We start from the raw sequence: 19,768 nt of genomic DNA, 5'->3' as shown, positions 1-19,768 counted from the left end.
CCTTTCAAGGCTATAAGATAAAAAGGAATTTTGATGTTTAAGCTGGAAACTGACAGGTTGATTCTTCGAGATATGAGTCTCGAAGACGAGTGTGCCTTTGTTGCGATGTCTCAAGACGCTAAGTATCAGCGTTTCTATGATGAAAGTGATTGTGAACCTAACAAATATCGAGAGCTAACCCAGTTGTTTGTTGCACAGGCTTTGGAAGTACCACGCCAGTCCTATCAGCTAGCGGTTGAAAGCAAAGATTCGGGGAAGTTTATTGGAACCGTTTGTTTACGTCTTGAACGCGATAAACAAGCTTCAATGGGCTGTGCTTTCTCAAGGGAAATTCAGGGAAAAGGGCTTTCTATAGAAGCTTCTGAAGCCCTCGCTGATTTTGGTTTCTCAGAGTTAGGCATACACCGTATCTACGCTGAAACCATCAGCAAGAACTTGGCTGCGATTAAATTATGTAAGTCACTAGGAATGAAACAAGAAGCGTGTTTTAAAGATCATCGATTCTTCAAAGGTCAATGGTGGGATACAGTTGTGTTGGCGGTTCTACGTTCTGATTGGAAAAAGGCTTAGTGATGGAAAGTGGTATGCAGAAGCTAGATAGAGGGCTCGATCGAGAAGGGTTCATTCAAAATCTTTATTCGCCAAAGAACATTGCGCCTGAATTTCAAGAAGTGGTGTCAGCAGTCGTTGATTCGTTGCTAAGAGAACTTCCAAGTCAAGTTGATGGTATCTACTTGTATGGAAGCGTGCCTAGAGGAACGGCCATTGTTGGTCGCTCTGATTTGGATGTTTCTATCGTACTCGCTACGCCTGTTGGTCAGAGAGAAAAGGAAGTATTTAACCTACTTTCCGGCACCATACCCCAAACCTATCCGCAAGTGACCAAGCTTGATATCGATCCTGGCTTCCTGCGGGATGTTCTGCAACCCACGGAAAAGTATCACTGGCACTTTTGGATCAAGCATTGCTGCTGTTGTGTTTGGGGGAATGATTTATCTAATGAGTTCCCACTATACAAACCAAGCATTGAAATCGCTCAAGCTCTCAATGGTGACTTGTCTACTTTTCTTGAGCAAATGCCCTCGAGTTTCAAAACAATGACTGATGCGGATATCGTTAAGGTAATTGGTAAAAAGTTAGTGCGAGCGGCGTATTATTTTGTGGCTGAGCAAGACGGCAGTTGGTACACCAATCTGAGCCAGTGCGCTTCAGTCGCCAAGCGCTATTACTCCAATCAAAGCGACGATATTGAGCTAGCTCATCAATACGCTCTCGGAAATTTGATATCTAAAACAGAAGCTTTTGAATTGTATGAAAGGCTGAGTAAAAAGCTTGTTGTAAATTAAGCATTAACACAAGCTAGAACAACAAACTTAACTACCTTTGTAACGGCTTTAGGAAAATTAGATGGATGTCCACGAGTGTGTTTCTTTTGTCATGCTGAAGGAATCGCAGGTATTACTAGAAAAGCGTAGTGAGTCTAGGGAGACCGATCCCGGTTTAATCACTATACCTGGCGGCCATATTGAACACGGTGAAAACCAGGTTCAGGCGCTGTTTCGTGAACTTGATGAAGAGCTTAATGTTGTTCCGATTGATTACCAATACTTGTGTTCGCTTTACCATCCTACGAAGGAACTTCAGTTGATTCATTATTTTATCGTGAGTGACTGGAAAGGAGATATCACCGCTCAAGAGACTGATGATGTTAAGTGGTATTCACTAGGTTCAGCTCCTGTTGGTATAGCAGCCGATGGTATTGCTTTGAAAGAAGTAGAGCGCGTGGGTAGGTATCTTTAGTTTGGATTCGATAAGATGTTTTGGACGTTTTTTGAGGGCTCAAAAACGGTGAAACCCCGATGTTGGTAGCATCGGGGTTTCGAATTTCTAGATTTCTCGACTGGTAAGATCGATTATCTTTTCTATGCAGAAGGCTGGATTAATCCAATCTTATTCCTTGGTAGGGAATTAGATGCGGATGAAGTCCATGTGCTCAACTTTTGGCTTGAACGCGTGACGTTGAACGTCTTGTGGCTTAACCTTAACTTCTGCGCCGTCAATCAGTAGAGTGATTGCTTCGTAGAATTCAGGCTTGTCCATTTGGTTGATCACGTCAGCGTGAACAAGTTCGATAGCTACAGCTTCAGCTTCGCCACCGTAGATTACAGCTGGGAATTTACCAGCGTGACGTAGGCGGCGGCTCGCACCTTTACCTAGTTCAGTACGTACTACTGCTTCAAATTTCATAGTTTTACTCTCAAATTAGTAAAAATTAACTTCACACCTCAATGCGACCTTGAGTGTGTGGTAATGCTTAAACACAAAAGTTCATGCTTAAGCGAGCGCGGATACTAACATCACATTCCAATATGAGCAAGTCAGAAGCACATCTCAAAGTGAATTTCCTTCGATAATGGGTTCGTTTGGAGATAAAACGTTCGCTAACGCTTGTTTAGCGCATTTTACTCCCTTTTACATCGCAATCCTTATCTATTTATATCACTGCTAAATCATCAAGTTAATGAACGGAAAATGAATGTTTGCCTAAGACTTGGTTAAGTCTTAGTTCGTTAATCTTAGTGTCAATTAAACAGCAGAATGAATAGGTGAAAATATGGAACCGGTAAGCATTGTCGTAATTACGCTAAACGAAGAGAAACGCATTAGCCGCTTAATGGAAGAGTTGAGCGTGCAAACCCACCAAGAGTTTGAAGTGATTGTTGTCGACTCGAACAGTGAAGATAACACCCGAGAAGTCGCACAAGCCTATGAAAGTGCATTGCCAAAACTGACAGTCCACCATATGCAAGAACGCGGTGTTAGCCTTGGTCGAAACACCGGGGCTGCTTTGGCGCAATACAACCGAATCCTTTTCTTAGATGCTGACGTGAGCTTGCCTCGAAACTTCCTTGCGAAAGCGCTTTATGAACTAGAAGAGAAGAAGCTTGAAGTGGCGGGTGTGTACATGAGCTCGAAAGGTTTGCCGCTTGTACACAAGTTTGGTTACGAGCTATTTAACGCAGGCTTGTTTACTACTCAGTTCTTTTTCCCGACGGCGATTGGCGCATGTATTTTCTCGACTAAACGGGCGCATGATGAGATCGGCGGTTTTGATGAAGAGATCGTCCTTTGTGAGGACTGTGATTATGTAAAACGTGCGAGCAAAACATGGCGATTTAGATTCCTAAATATGACCTTTGGCTTTGACCCACGTCGATTAGATCAAGATGGCGTTGTGAAGACAGGCTCTACTTATCTTAAAGCCAATGTAAGACGCTTCTTTAAAGGCGAAATGCGTAACAACGAGATGAACTACAAGTTCGGTCATTACAAAGAACAGTAAGCATTGAGGTTGTTATGTTTGATGGACTAGGGCTGTTTCTGGGAGCATTGGGTGATGCTCTCATTGGCCCAAACCTATTTGTACCGGGAGAGCCGTTCTTTATCGCAGCGGGCTTTCAACTGTATTCAGGTGCATGGATGGCGTTGGTTTTGGTGATGCTAGGTGGTTTGCTTGGTGATCAACTCAGTTATTTCATTGGTTATAAATACGGTGTTAAGGTGCAACGAAGGCTCATTAAGTTTCGCCCTAAAACCAAAAGATTAATTGCGCGCTGCCGCTATCTGGTTGCTCGCAAAGGCACATACATCATTCTTTTTGCTCGTTTATTAGGGCCTATCGCTTGGGTTGTGCCATTTATAGCTGGCTCGCATCGTGTACCGTGGCGTAATTTTAGTGTGTTGGCGTTTATCGGTTTGGCCCTTGGTGGAGGGCAGTTCATTGCTTGGGGCATGTTACTGGCGCACGGCGTTGAAAACTTCCCGTGGCTTAATAGCCTTAAGATATTTATCTCGGAGCATAATAGCTTGATCGTTGGTGTGTTCGCGGTATTAGTCTTCACCATTATCGGTTACCGAATGAAGTGGCGATGCTTAGTACTTAAGTCTAGTGCGCTGTTGTTGGCGTGGGTATTGTTTGCGAACTACGCTCACTTTTTCTGGAAAGCGGATGACTTTCAGAATCAACCAGAGACGGCTCAAATAAACAAAGTCGACTGGAACTCGGTTACCTATAAAGCGTTCCCCGGTAAATCTTCGTTCTACTCGGCGCAAGCGATCAACGTAATTTATGTTGGAGCAACCCCAAGAGACTTAATGAAGCAATTAGGCTGGATAGAGAATCAAACCTTCTCTCGAAATGAGATTGAATGGGTTGGTTATCTCGCATTGCTTAGAGAAAAAACGCCGCCAGTGTCTGATTTATATTGGCGAGACAAGCCGCAAGATATGGCTTTTCAATTGCCGGGTAACCTGATGAAGCGCAGCCATATTCGTTGGTGGCGTGCAGGTGTTGATATTAAAACTAACCAGCCTCAGTGGTTAGGCGCAATTAGCTATGATGATGGCCTTAAAGTCACGCCTTACTCAGGCATTGTGACCGTGCTTCATAACATTGAGCCTAATGTTGATGAAGAGCGAGATCGGCTTGCTAATCAGATACGAACGTTACTACCAGACATCGAGTTAGACAAGTACCCATTAGCAACGGTGGAAGTGATCAATGACGATCATGACTATTACACTGATGGCCGGGTATTAACGATTGGAGCAACGACCCTTAGTGATAATTCACAAACTTTGGATGTTGCTGTGAACGATATATAGAGTTGTATATAAGGTCGATAGAATTAAGCCCTAGCATTACGTTAGGGCTTATTGTGTTTAACTTTTACTTAGCTTGTTCAGCCTTTACTTACTTTAAGCACCAGAGAAGCTTTTAAGCCGCCCATTGAGCTCTTGCTGAGCGTTAGGCTGCCTCGGTAACTGTGTGCCATTTCATTTACGATATTAAGCCCTAAGCCTGTTCCTGGTGTGGTTTCATCAAGTCGGACGCCACGTTTGGTCACTTGCTCAAGCTTCTCTTCAGGAATGCCTTGGCCATCATCTTCAATCACCAACTCTATGTTGCCATCGTCGAGTTCATTTGCATGGACGCGAATAATGCTGCCCGCCCACTTGTAACTGTTCTCGAGTAGGTTGCCGACCATTTCATCAAGGTCGGTTTTTTCTACTGCCACTTCAATCTCAGAGTCTAGCTCGTTAATTATGGTGACTTCGTTGGCTGCGTAGACTTTATCAAACGCCATTGAGATAGCTTCAACACGCTCACAAGGTGAAGACTTCACCGAAAGAATGTTCATTGCACCTGCCATACGAGCGCGGCCAAGGTGATAATCAATTTGGCTTTGAATCTGATGAATGGGCTGTTGCAGCAGTGCCTTGTCATCCTCTGGAAGTCGCTCTATCTCATTTTTTAGAACTGAAAGCGGTGTTTTCAACGCATGAGATAAGTTACCCGCGTGGTTACGAGCTCGTTCTAATAACTCTTGATAGTGAAAGAGCAGGGCATTGAGGTCAGAGACTAATGGAGAAACCTCTTTCGGGTAGTTATCGCTTAACCCTTGTTGCTCGCCGTTTCTTAGCATTACCAGTTCGCGTTGCATCTTGCTGAGCGGTAATAACGACCAACTGACTTGAATACCGATCAACATCAGCACGCCAACAAACAGCAACATTAGGATCAACCAGACTTGACCAGTAAGCTCTGTCAGTGTGGATTCTAATGGATCTTCATCAATACCAATGGTGATCGTGACAGGGTCGCTCAGTTCAGGCAGGTAGATATCTTGCTCGATGTAAATCAGCTTTTCTTTCTCTGGCCCTTTGACTGATGTGTGAATCGGTGAACGCTTGATGGTGAGGTCTTTATCCCATAGCGAGCGAGATCGAATGATCTGCTCTTGGGTAGCGGCGCGCCAATAAATACCACTGTAGGGCTGGTTGAACCTAGGATCAGACAGACGCTCTGCCATGATCAGGTTACCACTGTCATTGGTTTCGATATTGGCGGTTAACTCATCCATGGTTAAGCCAAGCTGCTGCTTCATGTCATCGACGAGGTAGTCGTTAACCAGTTTCGGAATCCCGACACCAGCCGCTAATATCATCGCACCTAGCCAAAAAGCCGCAGCAAGGAGCAAGCGGCTTTTTAAACTGATGTTTTTAAGTGTTCGTTTCTTTAGATTCATGCATTTCCAACCTGCCTTTGCTCATCGTAACTTATCGTATTGCGATGATCAGAACAGGCTGTCCACTTAATTAATGGTTGCTCTTGGCGTGATTGACGACTGAGCTATTCAGCATTCAGTTGGTAGCCAAGGCCACGAACGGTTTTGATGATCTTTGGTGCGATTTTCTTACGAATACGACCGATGAACACTTCAACCGTGTTTGAGTCTCGGTCGAAGTCTTGCTTGTAGATATGCTCAACCAACTCAGTGCGCGAGATAACCTTGTTTTGGTTATGCATGAAGTACGCGACAACTTTATATTCCAGCGCCGTGAGGCTAACTGCTTGACCTTGCCACAACACTTTAGAACTGCGTGTGTCTAGGCTTAGATCACCGATTTGAAGTATCGGAGCAGCACTGCCTGATGCTCGGCGCAGTTGAGCTCGGATACGGGCAATCAGCTCGACCATCTCAAATGGCTTAGTTAGGTAGTCATCAGCACCGGCGTTCAAGCCCTCAACACGTTGAGTTAGCGTGTCACGAGCACTTAAGATAATCACTGGCGTGTTGATGTTTTCGTCTCGAATGCCTTTTAATACCGTTAGGCCGTCAAGCTTAGGTAAACCTAAATCGAGGACAATCGCGTCCCATTCTTCTGACGTTGCACGGTAGAGTGCGTCGATACCATCTTGAGAGAGCTCTGGAACCCAGTCGGCCCCCTCAAGTGTTTCAATAATTTGTTGGCCCAAACGAGGCTCATCTTCAACGACTAAAATTTTCATAATTGTTCTTCTAATTTCTTCTAATGACTGTTCGTCGTGCTTAGCTCTTCGTCGTACGTAACTAGTCGCCGTGTTTAATTGCGTCTTTAAAGTTGCGGCCTTTGATCATAAGCATTTCTAACGTCTCAGCGTTGTATTCGACTTTGATGATGTTGTTTTGGTAATTGATTTTTAGTTCATACACCCAAATGTCGTCATCTTCTTCTAGTTCTACTTTAATGATTCTGCCATGAAGATCGTTTTCAACCGCCGCATACATTTCTGAGAAAGGGCGAATGTAGCCTTCTCGTACGGCTTCATAGACTTCGTCTTGATCTTCTTCAAATTCGATGCTGGTTCCTGCTTTATGAACGTCCTGCACTAATTCATGACCATTATGATGTGAGTCAGCCCATGCGCCAGCAGAAACAAATAAGCCTAAGCTTATAGAAAACAAAGAAATCATAGCTTTACTAAACATAGCGAATCCTAGAGAAGGTTGATAGCGTTCAGTATAAAAAAGTAATTCTGAACAGAAAGTGAACCTGATTAATAATGAGAATTTGATACCGAAAAACTTAACGCTTAAATGGCGCAGGCTTTAATACATAAGATTAATTGCCGAGTGTTAAGAACGTAAGACTTACTTTTATTCTTAACCTTAACGCTGCTGTAGTTCGTCTTCGAATATCTTGTCTCTCATTTTCCAAAAGCGTCCGACTTTACGGGCAATCACGAATTGAGGTGGGCGGAATCTATGTTGGTGAGCAACCACTTTCGTCGGTGAGGCTTCTTCGAAAGGGCGATGTCTGTCTGCAAGGTGAGGGCGAACAAACTGGTCTTTGAAGTTCTGCTTCTGCTTTTTGCTGGTTAATGACCAAAACTCATGCACTTGCGCTTGGTTTTCTCCGCGATAGGTGACCTTAAGTTGTGATTTACCTTTCTCGTCTTTAAGCACGTTGAGGTCCATTTCCAAGCATTCAAATACCAAGGCATCTTTTAGGTTCAGTGCTTCTTTTAGCTTTTTGTCTGGGTCGACTAAGGTTGCATCGCACTCATGACAAATGCGCGCAGCAATGTCATTATCAGCACCACATTCACCGCAATATTTCGCTCGGAAGCGATAATTACAGTGCTCGCGCTCGCCCGTGTCTTCATCGGTAAAGTAGCCTTGGCATTTGCGCCCAAAGTGCTCAAGCAAGAAGCCATTGCTGTCTAGCTTGCCCCAAAAGTTATTATTGAAGCCGCACGCAGGGCAAGGGATGGTGATGATTTCACTGTCTGAATCGGGTTTAGGGTCGCCAACCTCAGGTTGGTAGAGGTCGTAACTGTTGCCCGCATAGTCGAGCACCAAACACTCTTTTTTACCCGGAGATAGGCGTAAGCCACGGCCAACGATTTGTTGATACAAACTGATGGATTCTGTCGGGCGCAAAATCGCGATTAAATCGACGTGTGGCGCATCAAAACCTGTGGTTAATACCGATACGTTAACCAAAAACTTGATTTTACGTTCTTTGAAGTCGCTGATAATTTGGTCACGTTCGAGAGTTGGTGTATCACCAATCACAATTGAAGCTTCACCTTCTGGCAATAAGCCGAGGATCTCTTGCGCGTGTCGAACGGTCGCAGCGAATACCATGATGCCTAGTTTATCTTGGGCTAGGTGAATAATCTGATCGACAATCTGTGGGGTCGCTCGTTTCGATTGCTCGATCACCATGTCGAGTTCTGCTTCTTTGTAGCGACCAGTGCTCGCGGGCTTTAACTGCGAAAAGTCATAGCTCAACACGGGTGCATCAATCATGCGTGCAGGAGTTAAGAAACCTTCATCGAGCAGGTAACGAATCGGCAGCTCAAAGATACAGTCGCGGAAGAAACGTGGCTCATCTGAACGCACTTGACCGCGAGTGTGGTATTGATAAATCCAACCCATCCCAAGACGATATGGGGTCGCTGTTAATCCAAGCACCTTGATGCCCGAATTATTCTCGCGTAAGTGAGTGATGACTTTCTGATAACTACTGGTCTTTTCATCGGGAACACGGTGGCATTCGTCGATAACCAACAGCGAAAATTGGTTAGAGAATGAATCGAGATTTCGCACCACAGATTGCACCGAAGCAAACACGACTTGTTGGTCGGTCTCTTTGCGTCCTAAACCCGCAGAGAAAATCGAGCCTTTCAGCCCGTAACCTTCATACTTTTCATGGTTCTGTTCAACCAACTCTTTTACGTGAGCAAGCACCAACACTCGACCTTTCGCAAGCCTTGCTAACTCTGCAATCACAAGGCTTTTTCCTGCACCTGTCGGAAGCACGAGCACTGCCGGAGTTTGGTGTTTTCTGAAGTAATGAATCACTGATTTTACAGAATCAGCTTGGTACGGGCGGAGTGTATACATATCGCGTCTTGTAAGAAGGAAAACAAATAGTGTGAAATAGCTCAACTAATTGAGCAAAGGTGACTATAATACCCGACTTAGATTAGTTGAGGTATTCATGCGTTTAGATAAATTTCTGTGCGATGCATTAGGCGTCACTCGAAGAGAAGCAACACACTTATTAAAATCCAAGGCAGTGACAGTAAATGATGTCATTCAAAAAAGCGGTTCACTCAAGGTAACTGAAGAGTGCGTTGTCGAATGGCAAGGCAATGAACTGAATGTTCACGGCCCACGTTACATCATGCTTTATAAGCCTGAAGGCTTTGTTTGTTCGCATGAAGATGGCGCAAATCGTATCGCGTTTGAATTACTTGATGAAATCAAAATGGACAAGCTGCACTTTGCTGGCCGTCTAGATATTGATACAACAGGTCTTGTATTGATTACCGACGATGGTAAGTGGTCTCACCGTATCACTTCGCCAAAGCACAAGTGCGAGAAGACGTACCGTGTTTGGTTGGTTGAACCTGTTGAAGACGATTACGTTGAAAAATTCAAAGAGGGCATCCAGCTTAAGAGCGAAGATGGCCTAACACTTCCTGCACACCTAGAAGTTCGTGCAGAGCGTGAAGTATTGCTAACGATTCACGAAGGCAAATACCACCAAGTTAAACGTATGTTTGCTGCTCTTGGTAACAAGGTAGAAGCACTACACCGTGAACGTATTGGCGAAATTGAGATGGACGAATCTTTAGAGTTAGGTGAATACCGTTACCTAACGCAAGAAGAAGTCGATTCAATCTGGAAGTAGTCCTTAGCTAGAAGTTGCTCTTAACAAGAAATTGTTCTTAACAAGAGACCACTTTTGCTGGAAATAGCCCTTTCGTTGTAAAGCCGACCATGGATAGCGTCGGCTGATGATGTTGACTGGTACTAGGAAAGTCTCAGCCAATCTTTGACTCGCGTACTCACGCTAGTCCCTAGCTCTATCAGTTGAACATTCGGAGAACCATGCAAACATCGACCTCACAGAGCCAAAGCTCCCAACTAGAAACACCTCAATTAGGCTTAGTGCTGTTTTTGATTCTAGGTGCGATTGGTGCACTTACTCCGCTAGCCATTGATATGTATCTGCCAGCGATGCCGACCATTGCTAAAGATCTTGGTGTGACGGCGGGTGAGGTACAAATCACGCTAACAGCCTATACCGCAGGTTTCGCGCTGGGGCAGTTGCTGCATGGCCCGTTGGCGGATAGCTATGGTCGCAAGCCTGTACTGCTTATTGGTGTGTTCTTGTTTGCTATCGCTTCTATGGTGAGTGCGACAACTCATGGCATTGAAGCGCTGACTTACATCCGTACCGCTCAAGGTTTTGCTGGTGCTGCGGCGGCCGTTATCATCCAAGCGGTGGTAAGAGATATGTTCGATCGTGAAGATTTCGCAAGAACCATGTCTTTCGTTACTTTGGTGATGACAGTTGCGCCATTGGTTGCTCCGATGATTGGCGGTTACTTAGCGTTGTGGTTCGGTTGGCGTTCAATTTTCTGGGTTCTGGCTATTTTTGCGGTGATCGTGATTCTGGCGGTATCGATGAAGATCCCAGAAACGCTTCCTGCAGAAAACCGACAACCATTGCGCTTTAAAACCACGATTCGTAATTACGCCCGTTTATGTAAAAACCCGACCGCTATGGGCTTGATTTTCTCGGGTGCATTCTCGTTCTCTGGGATGTTTGCATTCTTAACTGCAGGCTCTTTTGTCTACATTGATGTCTATGGCGTACGTCCTGACCTGTTTGGTTACCTATTTGGTCTGAACATTGTTGCGATGATTCTGATGACGACAATCAATGGTCGAATCGTTAAGAAGGTCGGTTCTCATACAATGTTGAGGGCAGCGTTGGTCATCCAATTACTGGCTGGCGTAGGTTTACTTGTCGGTTGGGCGCTGGATCTCGGGCTTTGGGGAATCGTGCCGTTTGTGATGCTATTTATTGGCACCATCTCTACTATCGGCAGTAACTCTATGGGTCTATTGCTCAGTGGTTATCCAAACATGGCAGGCACGGCTTCATCGCTTGCGGGAACATTAAGATTTGGTACTGGTTCTGTCGTTGGGGCTATCGTTGCGATGCTGCCAAGTGACAGTGCTGGGTCTATGGCTATGGTAATGGCTGCATGTGCAGTAATGTCAGCATTACTATATTGGACATTAGGAAAGAAGGCATAATGTCAAAATACTATATTGAAATTCAGAAGTTAGTGAATGATGCGCTAGGCGAGCTATATGCTCTACATAAGTCTGGCAAGGCCATTGACGCACCTATCGCGAACAACCTTTATTTGGTTCGTTGGGTAACAAAGGCAATTAAATCCCAAGCTTATGATCGCGTGATTGTGCCTGACTTGGTTCGCTGGCAGAAACAGGGTCGCTCAAAAGGCAATAACTCTGATTTAACTTTTACCTTTAAACGTATTTCTGCGTTTTACGGACGTTTTTTCCCTGAAGGCGAAGAGCCTAAAACGCTAAAAGACAGTGATGTTGAAGCGTTCATGGACAAAATGTACGAGATGGGTTGGAGCGTATCGAGTGAAGACGAGCTAACGACTGGCGGCAAGATTCAATTCTTCACCGATGGCGAGCACTCTTTTGCTTTATGCGGTAAACAGTGTGACGACTCTTTCGACGGGGAGTTGATGGTTAAGCCAATGAACTGGTTTGTTCGTGGCAACCATGCTGAGTTCATCCAAGCGGCGATGGAAGCGGGCTTCATGCTTCACAAAGTAACGGACTATAAGTCTGCGGTGAAGTATCACGGTGAATACATCGTTTACCCTGCTAACCAAGGCAACCAACTGGCTGAGATCCCAATTAGCGTTATCGGCTAATAGCGGATTCGAGATGAGAGATACGAAGAGCGGAATTATCCGCTCTTTTTTGTCTCTCATAGCGCGTGTCGCTAATTTGCTGTTAAGTCTTTTCGCATCCCGTTACCCGAATCTCGCATCTGCTTTTAATCTTTTCTCATCTCGACACTCGAATCCCGCATCTGCTTTTAATCCTGTTCTTTAGCTTGCTTCTCAATTGCCTTCACCATGCCTTTAAAAATAAACAGGTGGGCTGGCATCATAGCAAACCAATACAGTAACCCTAGAAACCCCTTTGGATGCCACCAAGCCGAGATATTCAGCTCGCGAGAGTCACCGTGGTCAGAGACAGTAATCTCGAGTCGCCCTAAACCGGGGCCTTTCATACCGAAAAGCAGAGATAAAAACTGATTCTCTTCACAGCGAATGACCTTCCATGAATCGATTTTGTCACCGACTTTTAGGTTGGGCCCTTCTGGCATTTGTCGAACCGGTACACCGCCACCGAAAAGAACATCCAACCATTCGCGTGTGCGCCATAAAGTGTTAGCAAAGAAGTAACCTTGCTTCGGGCTTCCGATTTGCTGAGCAACATGCCAAAGCGATTCCAATGAAGCGCTTGAGGTGATACTTGCGCCTGTTTTCTTCGGGTAATAGCCATACCCAGCTTGCCAGCGTTTGAATGCGGTTTTATCAAAGCCCCATACATTGCTTTTGACAAAGTTTCCTTCAGCGTGAATGGCTTGTTCAACCATATTTTCGAACGAGATAAGCTTCTGAGGGTACTTTTCTCTAATGATGGTCGAACTGGCGATGAAGTCGTGCTTTAAGCCTGCAAGTAGTGCTCTACCTATGTTAGACGGTACAGAAGTCACCACGCCTAACCAATATGAAGCAATCTTTGGTGTCAGTAGCGATGTCGCCCATAGCCTGAGTGGACGATCGGCAGTTTTGGCAATATGAGCAAATTGGTTTCGGTAAGAGACAATATCCGGCCCGCCAACCTCAAAGGTTTGGCTTTCGCTAGGCGTGTCTTGTGCGAGTTTTAGTAAATAGTGGTTCAGGTTCTGCAAAGCAATCGGGTTGGCTTTAGAGTCAACCCATTTTGGCGCAATCATAATCGGCAAGTTGTACACGAAATCTCGCATGATCTCGAATGCCGCAGATCCTGGGCCAATGATCACGCCAGCTTGAAGTTCGGTAACGGGTACAGGCCCTTTACGAAGCAATTCGCCGGTTTTCTTTCTCGCTTGAAGGTGCTCTGAATCACCAGTCTGAGGCTGTAAAGAACTCAGGTAGATGACGTGTTGATTCTTTGGCCCAAGAGCAGAAACAAAGTTACGGGCTAAGTTCAGCTCATAATCGATAAAGTCGTGGCCTTCTGCCATGCCATGGACGAGAAAGAAGATAAGATCAAAGTCGGGGACTAAGGCTTGTGTCGCAGCTTGATCGGCCAGATCAAGATACTCAAGCGATAAGCTTTCGTGAGGCTCGGTCCGTGCCTTTAAATAGTCGATATGCCTTGCTGCTGCCGTGACTTGATAGCCTTGCTCAAGCAGGAGAGGGAGGAGTTGCGAACCAACATATCCAGAAGCCCCTAAAACCAGTACTTTCTTCATTGTTACTCCATTTATATCTGTGGTTAAAAACCGAACATTGATATAATAGCGCGATATTTATCTTTATTCATCAATACGTTCCGTTTAGGTATCTCTCTATGTTGCTCTCTTCAATTATTCATCACACACGAGGTGATTTTGTTCGCAGGCTTATTGCGATTGCACTGCCTATCACCTTGCAGAGCATTATGTTTTCAAGCCGAGGCTTGGTGGATGTATTGATGTTGGGTCAACTTGGCGAAGCAGACATCGCAGCTGTGGGTGTGGCGAGCCGAGCGATGTTCGTGACGACCATTATGCTGGTGGGTGTTACCACGGGCGGTGCTCTTCTTACTGCTCAATATTGGGGCGCGGGTAATAGACAAGGTGTGAGAGAAAGCACTGCGCTGACGTGGCTGGTGTCGACACTGTTTGCTTTACTGACTATCGCGTTTTTCGTTTCATTTCCTGCACAAATCATGGGCGTGACGACCGACTCTCAAGAGGTCATCAACTTAGGCGTTGAATACATCGTAATTACGTCATTTAGCATGCTAGCGGTATCGTGTGTCAGCAGTATGGCTGTGGGTTTGAGAGCGATGCACAAACCCGGGCTAAGTACATTTTTCAGCGGTATCGGCATCCTGTCTAACGTGTTCTTAAACTGGGTGCTGATCTTCGGTAACTTAGGCTTTCCTGCGCTTGGAATCAAAGGTGCGGCGATTGCGACGGTACTGAGTGGCGCGATTGAAGTCGCGACTTTGTTTGGTTATCTCTATTTCTCTAAGCATTTATTAGCATTTAAGTTTTGCGATATTAAAGCGGCAGCTTCGATTGATAAGGTGGTTCGCTTCTTGAAGCTGTCTCTGCCGACCACGTTTAACTTCTTAGCATGGGCGGGTGGTTTGTTTGCTTACCACGCGATCATGGGGCAATCGGGCGTTCAAGGTCTGGCTGCGCTATCGGTCATGACGCCGGTTGAATCTATCTCATTGAGTTTATTGATTGGCCTTTCGAATGCGGCAGCTGTTTTGGTGGGTAATCAACTTGGTGCGAAAAACAATGAAGCGGTTTACTATCAAGCGCTTGGCTTAACAATTTTGTGTTTCTTAACTAGTATTGTTGTAGCCGTTTTTCTCTATTTCGTTCAAACGCCAATACTTAATGCCTTTAGCGCACTGACGGAAGAAACCAGAGCCCTCTCAGAGAAGTTCATTCTGATCCTCTGTGTGGGTATTGTCATTCGCTCGGTGCCATTGACTGTGATCGTTGGGGTGTTGAGAGCGGGTGGTGATGTGAAGTTCTGCCTCTATCAAGATTTGATTGCTCAGTGGGTGATCGGTATCCCATTGGCAGCCATCGCGGCTATCTATTTTAAGTTTCCACCTGAGTGGGTATATCTGCTTTTCCTAACGGAAGAAGTCCTCAAGTGGGGCGGGTCGCTCTATCGCATGAAAACAAGAAAATGGATTAAAAACTTGATAGGAAGTTGAAGTAGGGCGCACCAATCGCATCACTTTATCGTTGGCGTGTGATCTATCTTTCAAAATACTTCCTCCTAACAGGGAATTAGTGTAGATTCTCCTTCCAAATTCTAACTAATGCGAGCTGTTTAATGTTAAAGCTGTCAGACCTATGTAAAGGCTATGTCGATGGGGGGGAGTTTCACCCTGTTTTGCAAGGTGCTGAATTAACATTAAACCAAGGTGACCAGCTGGCATTAATGGGAGAAAGCGGTTCAGGTAAAAGTACTTTACTGAATCTTATCGCGGGCTTAGACCTAGCGGACTCAGGTGAAATCGCTTTTCCTCACTTCAATATGCACGACTCAACCGAGCGTGACCGCACCGCTTATCGCAGAAACAACATTGGCCATATTTTTCAGCAATTCAACTTACTGCCAACGTTAAATATTGCCGATAACATCCGTTTTTGCCGCCAGTTAAAAGGCTTACCTGAAGACAAAGGTCTCTGGAGACAGATTCTCTCTGCTTTAGATCTTATGCCTTTACTTGGCCGTTACCCTGAAGAAGCGTCTGGTGGCCAACAACAACGTGCGGCCATTGCGCGTGCGCTGTATATGGAACCAAAAATATTGCTGGCCGATGAGCCGACCGGTAGTTTAGATGAGCGTAATGCAGAAGCGGTAATGCGTTTGCTGACCTCTTTGGCTCGTCAATTAGAATGTACGTTGCTGTTGGTAACACACAGTGAAAAAGTAGCTCTGCATATGGATGGTAGGATCCGTCTGCAAGGAGGGCAACTGCATGTTATGGCCCGTAGTTAAGGCACTACTCGGTCACTATCGACGTTACCCACTGCAGATTATTTTGGTATGGCTTGGTTTAACCCTCGGCGTATCACTTTTGGTTGGTGTTACTGCTATCAACCAACACGCCAAGCAAAGCTATGCGCATGGCGAAAAACTCTTTTCGAATCCTCTTCCTTACCGTATTCGACCAAAACACAACGCCAATAAAATCCCGCAAGGCTTTTATATCCAACTTCGCCGTGAAGGTTTTCAACAGTGTTCTCCTCTTGATCACCATCGTATCACTGATGAAAATGGCGCAAACTTCATGGTTGTCGGTATAGATCCTGTTTCTATGCTTCAGCTACAACCTGGTATAGCGTTAAAAGATCTCACCGCTTTGAACCTCATGAAGCCACCATATCCAATCCTTGTCAGTGATGATCTTGCTGAACACATGGAATGGCACAACGGTGATTACATCCCTTTGATGGATGGTTCTGAACTTGGTCCTGTGGTTGTTGATCAAAATAATATGATTAATGGTACAAGGTTGATTGCGGATATCTCCTTGCTCCGAATGCTTAAACGAAGTGCTGGGCTTTCAGTGATTGCTTGTTCAGACATGCCCACTGAGAAGTTTGAACGTCTTAAAAATATGTTACCTAATGGTTTGACGATCTCTCGTAGCTCTAAGGCAGAGCTTGAGTCGCTGACCAGTGCGTTCCACTTAAACCTAAAAGCGATGGGTATGCTGTCGTTTGTGGTTGGCTTGTTCATTTTCTATCAAGCAATGTCGCTTTCTTTTATTCAGCGTCAACCGTTAGTCGGGATTTTAAGACAAACGGGTGTGTCTGGTTGGCAACTGACTAAAGCGCTCTGTTTAGAGTTACTGCTATTGGTTTTACTGAGCTGGATCTGCGGCAATGTATTTGGCGTGATGCTAGCAAACCAATTGTTACCTGCCGTATCTTCAAGCTTGGGCGATTTATACGACGCTAACGTCGGCTTAACGATCGACTGGAATTGGCGTTGGAGTGGTTACAGCTTACTGATGGCATTGATTGGTGCTTTCTTAGCGTGTGCGTGGCCACTGGTTCGTTTACTTAAGTCTCAACCGATTCGTCTGTCTTCTCGTTTGTCTTTGATGCGTTTTGCGGGTACCGAGTTCACTTGGCAAGCGTTGATTGGCTGTGGCTTCTTGGTTGCTGCTGTTGCTGTGTATCAAGCCCCTCAGACTCAAGAAACGGGTTTTGCGATTATCGCGCTAATGCTGATCAGTGTGGCGCTATTTACCCCGTTTTTGATGTGGAAGTTATTTAACAGCCTCTCTTATTCGTTGCGCTGGGTTCGTGCTCGCTGGTTCTTTGCTGATGCAGCTTCCAGTATGAGCTACCGTGGCGTGGCGACGATGGCGTTTATGTTAGCCTTAACAGCCAATATTGGTGTAGAAACCATGGTCGGTAGCTTTAGAGATACCACTGATAAATGGCTAACACAGCGTTTGGCTGCCGATCTGTATATCTACCCAACCAACAATGCCGCTGCTCGTATGAGTAATTGGTTATCCGACCAACCTGAAGTGGATTCGGTTTGGTGGCGTTGGGAGAAAGATGTGGCGTCTCCAGTCGGTAGTATTCAGGTGGTCAGTACGGGGCCTTCTGAAGGTGAGCTAGAAGCGCTGACGATCAAATTAGGTATTCCGAATTACTGGTATCACTTACATCACTCTAAAGGCGTGTTGATCAGTGAATCGATGTCTCTCAAGCTGGGGATTCGCCCTGGCGACTACATTGACCTCTATGATAGTCTCGGCTCTGGTTGGCAGGTTGTCGGTGTTTATTACGATTACGGTAATCCTTACCATCAAGTCATGATGTCGCATCGAAACTGGCTGTATGGCTTTGCAGGGCGGGGTAATGTCGGCCTTGGGGTAATACTCAAAGACGATGTGAATTCATTAGGGCTTCGCAGCCGATTAGAAAGCGTATTCAGGCTTGGCTCCGAGCGCGTTTTCGATAACAACAACATCCACAGTCAAGCGATGCGGGTGTTCGATAGGACGTTCGCGATTGCAGATACATTAGGTAACATCACCTTGGTTATCGCCGTCTTCGGTATTTTCTTTGCGACGGTTGCGGGAGAAGTGTCTCGCCAAAGGCATATTTCCTTGCAGCGCTGTTTGGGTGTCTCGGCGAAAGAACTGATCCTGACAGGTAGTTTGCAGTTGTTTGTGTTTGGGCTTATTTCCTCCTTAATTGCGATTCCGCTCGGATTAGCGCTAGCGAGCCTAATTGTTGATATCGTGATAAAGCAGTCTTTTGGGTGGTCACTTGAGTTACAAGTGATTCCTTGGGACTATTTGCAGACATTTGCATGGGCCATGGCAGCATTGATGCTAGCTGGTGCTTTACCAGTGATGAGAATGATTCGGAACACTCCGATGAAGTCACTGAGGGATGCGCTTTAGTATGTTTTTACGGAATACTTCAACTAAGTTAAGACAACGAATTCTGTCTTCTCTGCTATTAATCAGTTTCTTCGGCATCTTTTTAAGTGTTTGGGGTTATTACTCCTATTTCATCGATCCTGGTGAAAAGGGCGTGAATGAAGTTAACTCAATATTGGTTAATGAACACTTCAATGTGTTCGAACCTGTTTTGCCAGACCGTAATGTTTCGCTACCACAAGATTTTAAGTTCCACCCAGAGTTTCAGCACGAGTGGTGGCATTACTTTGCATCTTTGAAAGGTGATGATGGTAAAGACTATTCGGTCCAGTGGAGCTTTTTCCGTATCGCAACGGACGAACGTGAAACACCAGGGTGGCAAAGCCCTCAAGTCTATATCTCAAATGTAGTGGTCTCTTCTAAGTCCAAAGTATGGAAAGAACAGCGCATGGCTCGTGGCGGCATTGGCCAAGCGGGAATGACTAATCGTCCATTCAGGCTTTGGATTGATAACTGGAACTGGCGTGCACTCGGCAACACCCCATTCCCAGGACGCCTTCAAGTGCAAACAGACACGTTTGGACTTGAACTCGACACCATTGCAAAAGGGCCCTATGTGCTCAACGGCGATAACGGTTATCAGAAAAAGCACGACTTATTACCTGTCGCGTCTTATAACTTCAGCGCTCCATTTTTATCGTTGAGTGGTGTGTTGAACCTAGACGGCGTTACCAAGGAAGTGGAAGGAACTGCGTGGGTACATAAAGAGTGGGGCAGTGGCTTACTTGGAGTGGGCCAACAAGGTTGGGATTGGTTTGTATTTAACCTCGATGACGGCACAGCGCTGAGCATTAACCGCTATCGTCATAACCAACAGTTGCCTTACATATTCGGGACATTAGCAACGCGCTCAGGCAAAGTTTACCAATTAACGGAATCCGACATTTCCATTCAACCATTGCAAAATACAACGTTGATGAATGGAAGACGGATGCCTTTGCAGTGGATCATTAACGTCCCTAAGCATGATATTAACCTCACAACGCGTATTATACGCAGGGATATGTGGCTTCCATTTGTCATACCATATTGGGAAGGGCCGATTAAGGCGAGCGGGAGTCATGAAGCGACAGGCTTTATGCAGTTAACTGGCTACTAAAAAACACCTAAGGCTATAATTTGATAGCCTTTTTTTATGCCTGCGCCTTTTAGCGTCCCCCAATGAATTGTGCATACAGGTTCGATGATCTCATCTATACTTAATTCATGGTGCATAACAACATTATGGAATATACGACGTATTGTTTAGTATTTGTAGGAAAAACCGAAGTTAAACATCCGAAGAAGTGATTATCTATCAATTAAACTTGGATATAAACTCGTGG

General features: G+C 45.3%; 18 protein-coding genes. 12 read left to right on the top strand and 6 right to left on the bottom strand.

Annotation, left to right across the window (positions count from 1 at the left end):
- Nucleotides 1-33 precede the first annotated feature (33 nt).
- From AB4482_RS13325 to AB4482_RS13315, 3 genes are all read left to right on the top strand, one after another.
- A complete protein-coding gene (locus AB4482_RS13325) occupies nt 34-570 on the top strand; it encodes a GNAT family N-acetyltransferase (protein WP_102320615.1) in 537 nt (178 codons plus the stop codon).
- 14 nt (nt 571-584) lie between these two features.
- Nucleotides 585-1,346, top strand: a complete 762-nt coding sequence (locus tag AB4482_RS13320; protein WP_372174695.1) for a nucleotidyltransferase domain-containing protein — start codon at nt 585-587, stop codon at nt 1,344-1,346.
- 61 nt (nt 1,347-1,407) lie between these two features.
- Nucleotides 1,408-1,800, top strand: coding sequence for an NUDIX hydrolase (locus tag AB4482_RS13315; protein ID WP_372174693.1), 393 nt, complete (start codon nt 1,408-1,410; stop codon nt 1,798-1,800).
- Nucleotides 1,801-1,968: 168 nt separating this feature from the next.
- Here AB4482_RS13315 and rplY read toward each other — a convergent pair whose 3' ends face one another.
- Nucleotides 1,969-2,247, bottom strand: coding sequence for a 50S ribosomal protein L25 (gene rplY / locus AB4482_RS13310; RefSeq protein WP_017060373.1), 279 nt, complete (start codon nt 2,245-2,247; stop codon nt 1,969-1,971).
- 367 nt (nt 2,248-2,614) lie between these two features.
- Between rplY and AB4482_RS13305 the strand changes: the two genes are divergently transcribed.
- Nucleotides 2,615-3,343 (top strand): glycosyltransferase family 2 protein, encoded by a 729-nt coding sequence (locus tag AB4482_RS13305; RefSeq protein ID WP_372132153.1) that lies wholly within the window; start codon nt 2,615-2,617, stop codon nt 3,341-3,343.
- A gap of 14 nt (nt 3,344-3,357) precedes the next feature.
- Nucleotides 3,358-4,665 carry an LssY C-terminal domain-containing protein gene (locus AB4482_RS13300; RefSeq protein WP_372132156.1) on the top strand — a complete coding sequence of 436 codons (1,308 nt, stop codon included), beginning with the start codon at nt 3,358-3,360 and terminating at the stop codon, nt 4,663-4,665.
- A 77-nt stretch (nt 4,666-4,742) separates the two neighbouring features.
- Here AB4482_RS13300 and AB4482_RS13295 read toward each other — a convergent pair whose 3' ends face one another.
- The 4 genes from AB4482_RS13295 to AB4482_RS13280 form a co-directional block, all read right to left on the bottom strand.
- On the bottom strand, nt 4,743-6,089 hold the full coding sequence (locus AB4482_RS13295) for an ATP-binding protein (protein WP_017060376.1): 1,347 nt from the start codon (nt 6,087-6,089) through the stop codon (nt 4,743-4,745).
- A 104-nt stretch (nt 6,090-6,193) separates the two neighbouring features.
- Nucleotides 6,194-6,853 carry a response regulator transcription factor gene (locus AB4482_RS13290; protein ID WP_017060377.1) on the bottom strand — a complete coding sequence of 220 codons (660 nt, stop codon included), beginning with the start codon at nt 6,851-6,853 and terminating at the stop codon, nt 6,194-6,196.
- Between the two features lie 61 nt (nt 6,854-6,914).
- Nucleotides 6,915-7,313: a PepSY domain-containing protein gene (locus AB4482_RS13285; protein WP_017066076.1), complete on the bottom strand. Its 399-nt coding sequence runs from the start codon at nt 7,311-7,313 to the stop codon at nt 6,915-6,917.
- A gap of 180 nt (nt 7,314-7,493) precedes the next feature.
- Entirely contained in the window at nt 7,494-9,236 is a 1,743-nt protein-coding gene (locus tag AB4482_RS13280; RefSeq protein WP_017066075.1) for a DEAD/DEAH box helicase, read from the bottom strand.
- Nucleotides 9,237-9,333: 97 nt separating this feature from the next.
- Between AB4482_RS13280 and rsuA the strand changes: the two genes are divergently transcribed.
- The 3 genes from rsuA (at nt 9,334) to AB4482_RS13265 (ending at nt 12,106) form a co-directional block, all read left to right on the top strand.
- Nucleotides 9,334-10,029 carry a 16S rRNA pseudouridine(516) synthase RsuA gene (rsuA, locus tag AB4482_RS13275; RefSeq protein ID WP_017060380.1) on the top strand — a complete coding sequence of 232 codons (696 nt, stop codon included), beginning with the start codon at nt 9,334-9,336 and terminating at the stop codon, nt 10,027-10,029.
- Nucleotides 10,030-10,229: 200 nt separating this feature from the next.
- On the top strand, nt 10,230-11,447 hold the full coding sequence (locus AB4482_RS13270) for a Bcr/CflA family multidrug efflux MFS transporter (protein WP_102333192.1): 1,218 nt from the start codon (nt 10,230-10,232) through the stop codon (nt 11,445-11,447).
- Nucleotides 11,447-12,106 (top strand): DUF2913 family protein, encoded by a 660-nt coding sequence (locus AB4482_RS13265; protein WP_017060382.1) that lies wholly within the window; start codon nt 11,447-11,449, stop codon nt 12,104-12,106. The genes AB4482_RS13270 and AB4482_RS13265 overlap by 1 nt, the downstream gene beginning before the upstream one ends.
- Nucleotides 12,107-12,273: 167 nt before the next feature.
- Here AB4482_RS13265 and AB4482_RS13260 read toward each other — a convergent pair whose 3' ends face one another.
- A complete protein-coding gene (locus tag AB4482_RS13260) occupies nt 12,274-13,704 on the bottom strand; it encodes a DUF2867 domain-containing protein (protein ID WP_017066073.1) in 1,431 nt (476 codons plus the stop codon).
- Between the two features lie 98 nt (nt 13,705-13,802).
- Between AB4482_RS13260 and AB4482_RS13255 the strand changes: the two genes are divergently transcribed.
- From AB4482_RS13255 to AB4482_RS13240, 4 genes are all read left to right on the top strand, one after another.
- Entirely contained in the window at nt 13,803-15,176 is a 1,374-nt protein-coding gene (locus AB4482_RS13255; RefSeq protein ID WP_017060384.1) for an MATE family efflux transporter, read from the top strand.
- Between the two features lie 122 nt (nt 15,177-15,298).
- Nucleotides 15,299-15,970, top strand: a complete 672-nt coding sequence (locus AB4482_RS13250; RefSeq protein ID WP_017060385.1) for an ABC transporter ATP-binding protein — start codon at nt 15,299-15,301, stop codon at nt 15,968-15,970.
- Nucleotides 15,951-18,404 (top strand): ABC transporter permease, encoded by a 2,454-nt coding sequence (locus tag AB4482_RS13245; protein WP_137001714.1) that lies wholly within the window; start codon nt 15,951-15,953, stop codon nt 18,402-18,404. Before AB4482_RS13250 ends, AB4482_RS13245 begins: the two co-directional genes overlap by 20 nt.
- Nucleotides 18,394-19,542, top strand: a complete 1,149-nt coding sequence (locus tag AB4482_RS13240; RefSeq protein WP_017068753.1) for a lipocalin-like domain-containing protein — start codon at nt 18,394-18,396, stop codon at nt 19,540-19,542. Before AB4482_RS13245 ends, AB4482_RS13240 begins: the two co-directional genes overlap by 11 nt.
- Nucleotides 19,543-19,768: the final 226 nt, after the last annotated feature.

This window comes from Vibrio sp. 10N.222.55.C7 (genome assembly GCF_041473335.1).
Classification (GTDB): Bacteria; Pseudomonadota; Gammaproteobacteria; order Enterobacterales; family Vibrionaceae; genus Vibrio; species Vibrio crassostreae_C.
The sequence above is the reverse complement of the archived record's forward strand: the minus strand, read 5'-3'. Positions and strand labels throughout refer to the sequence as shown.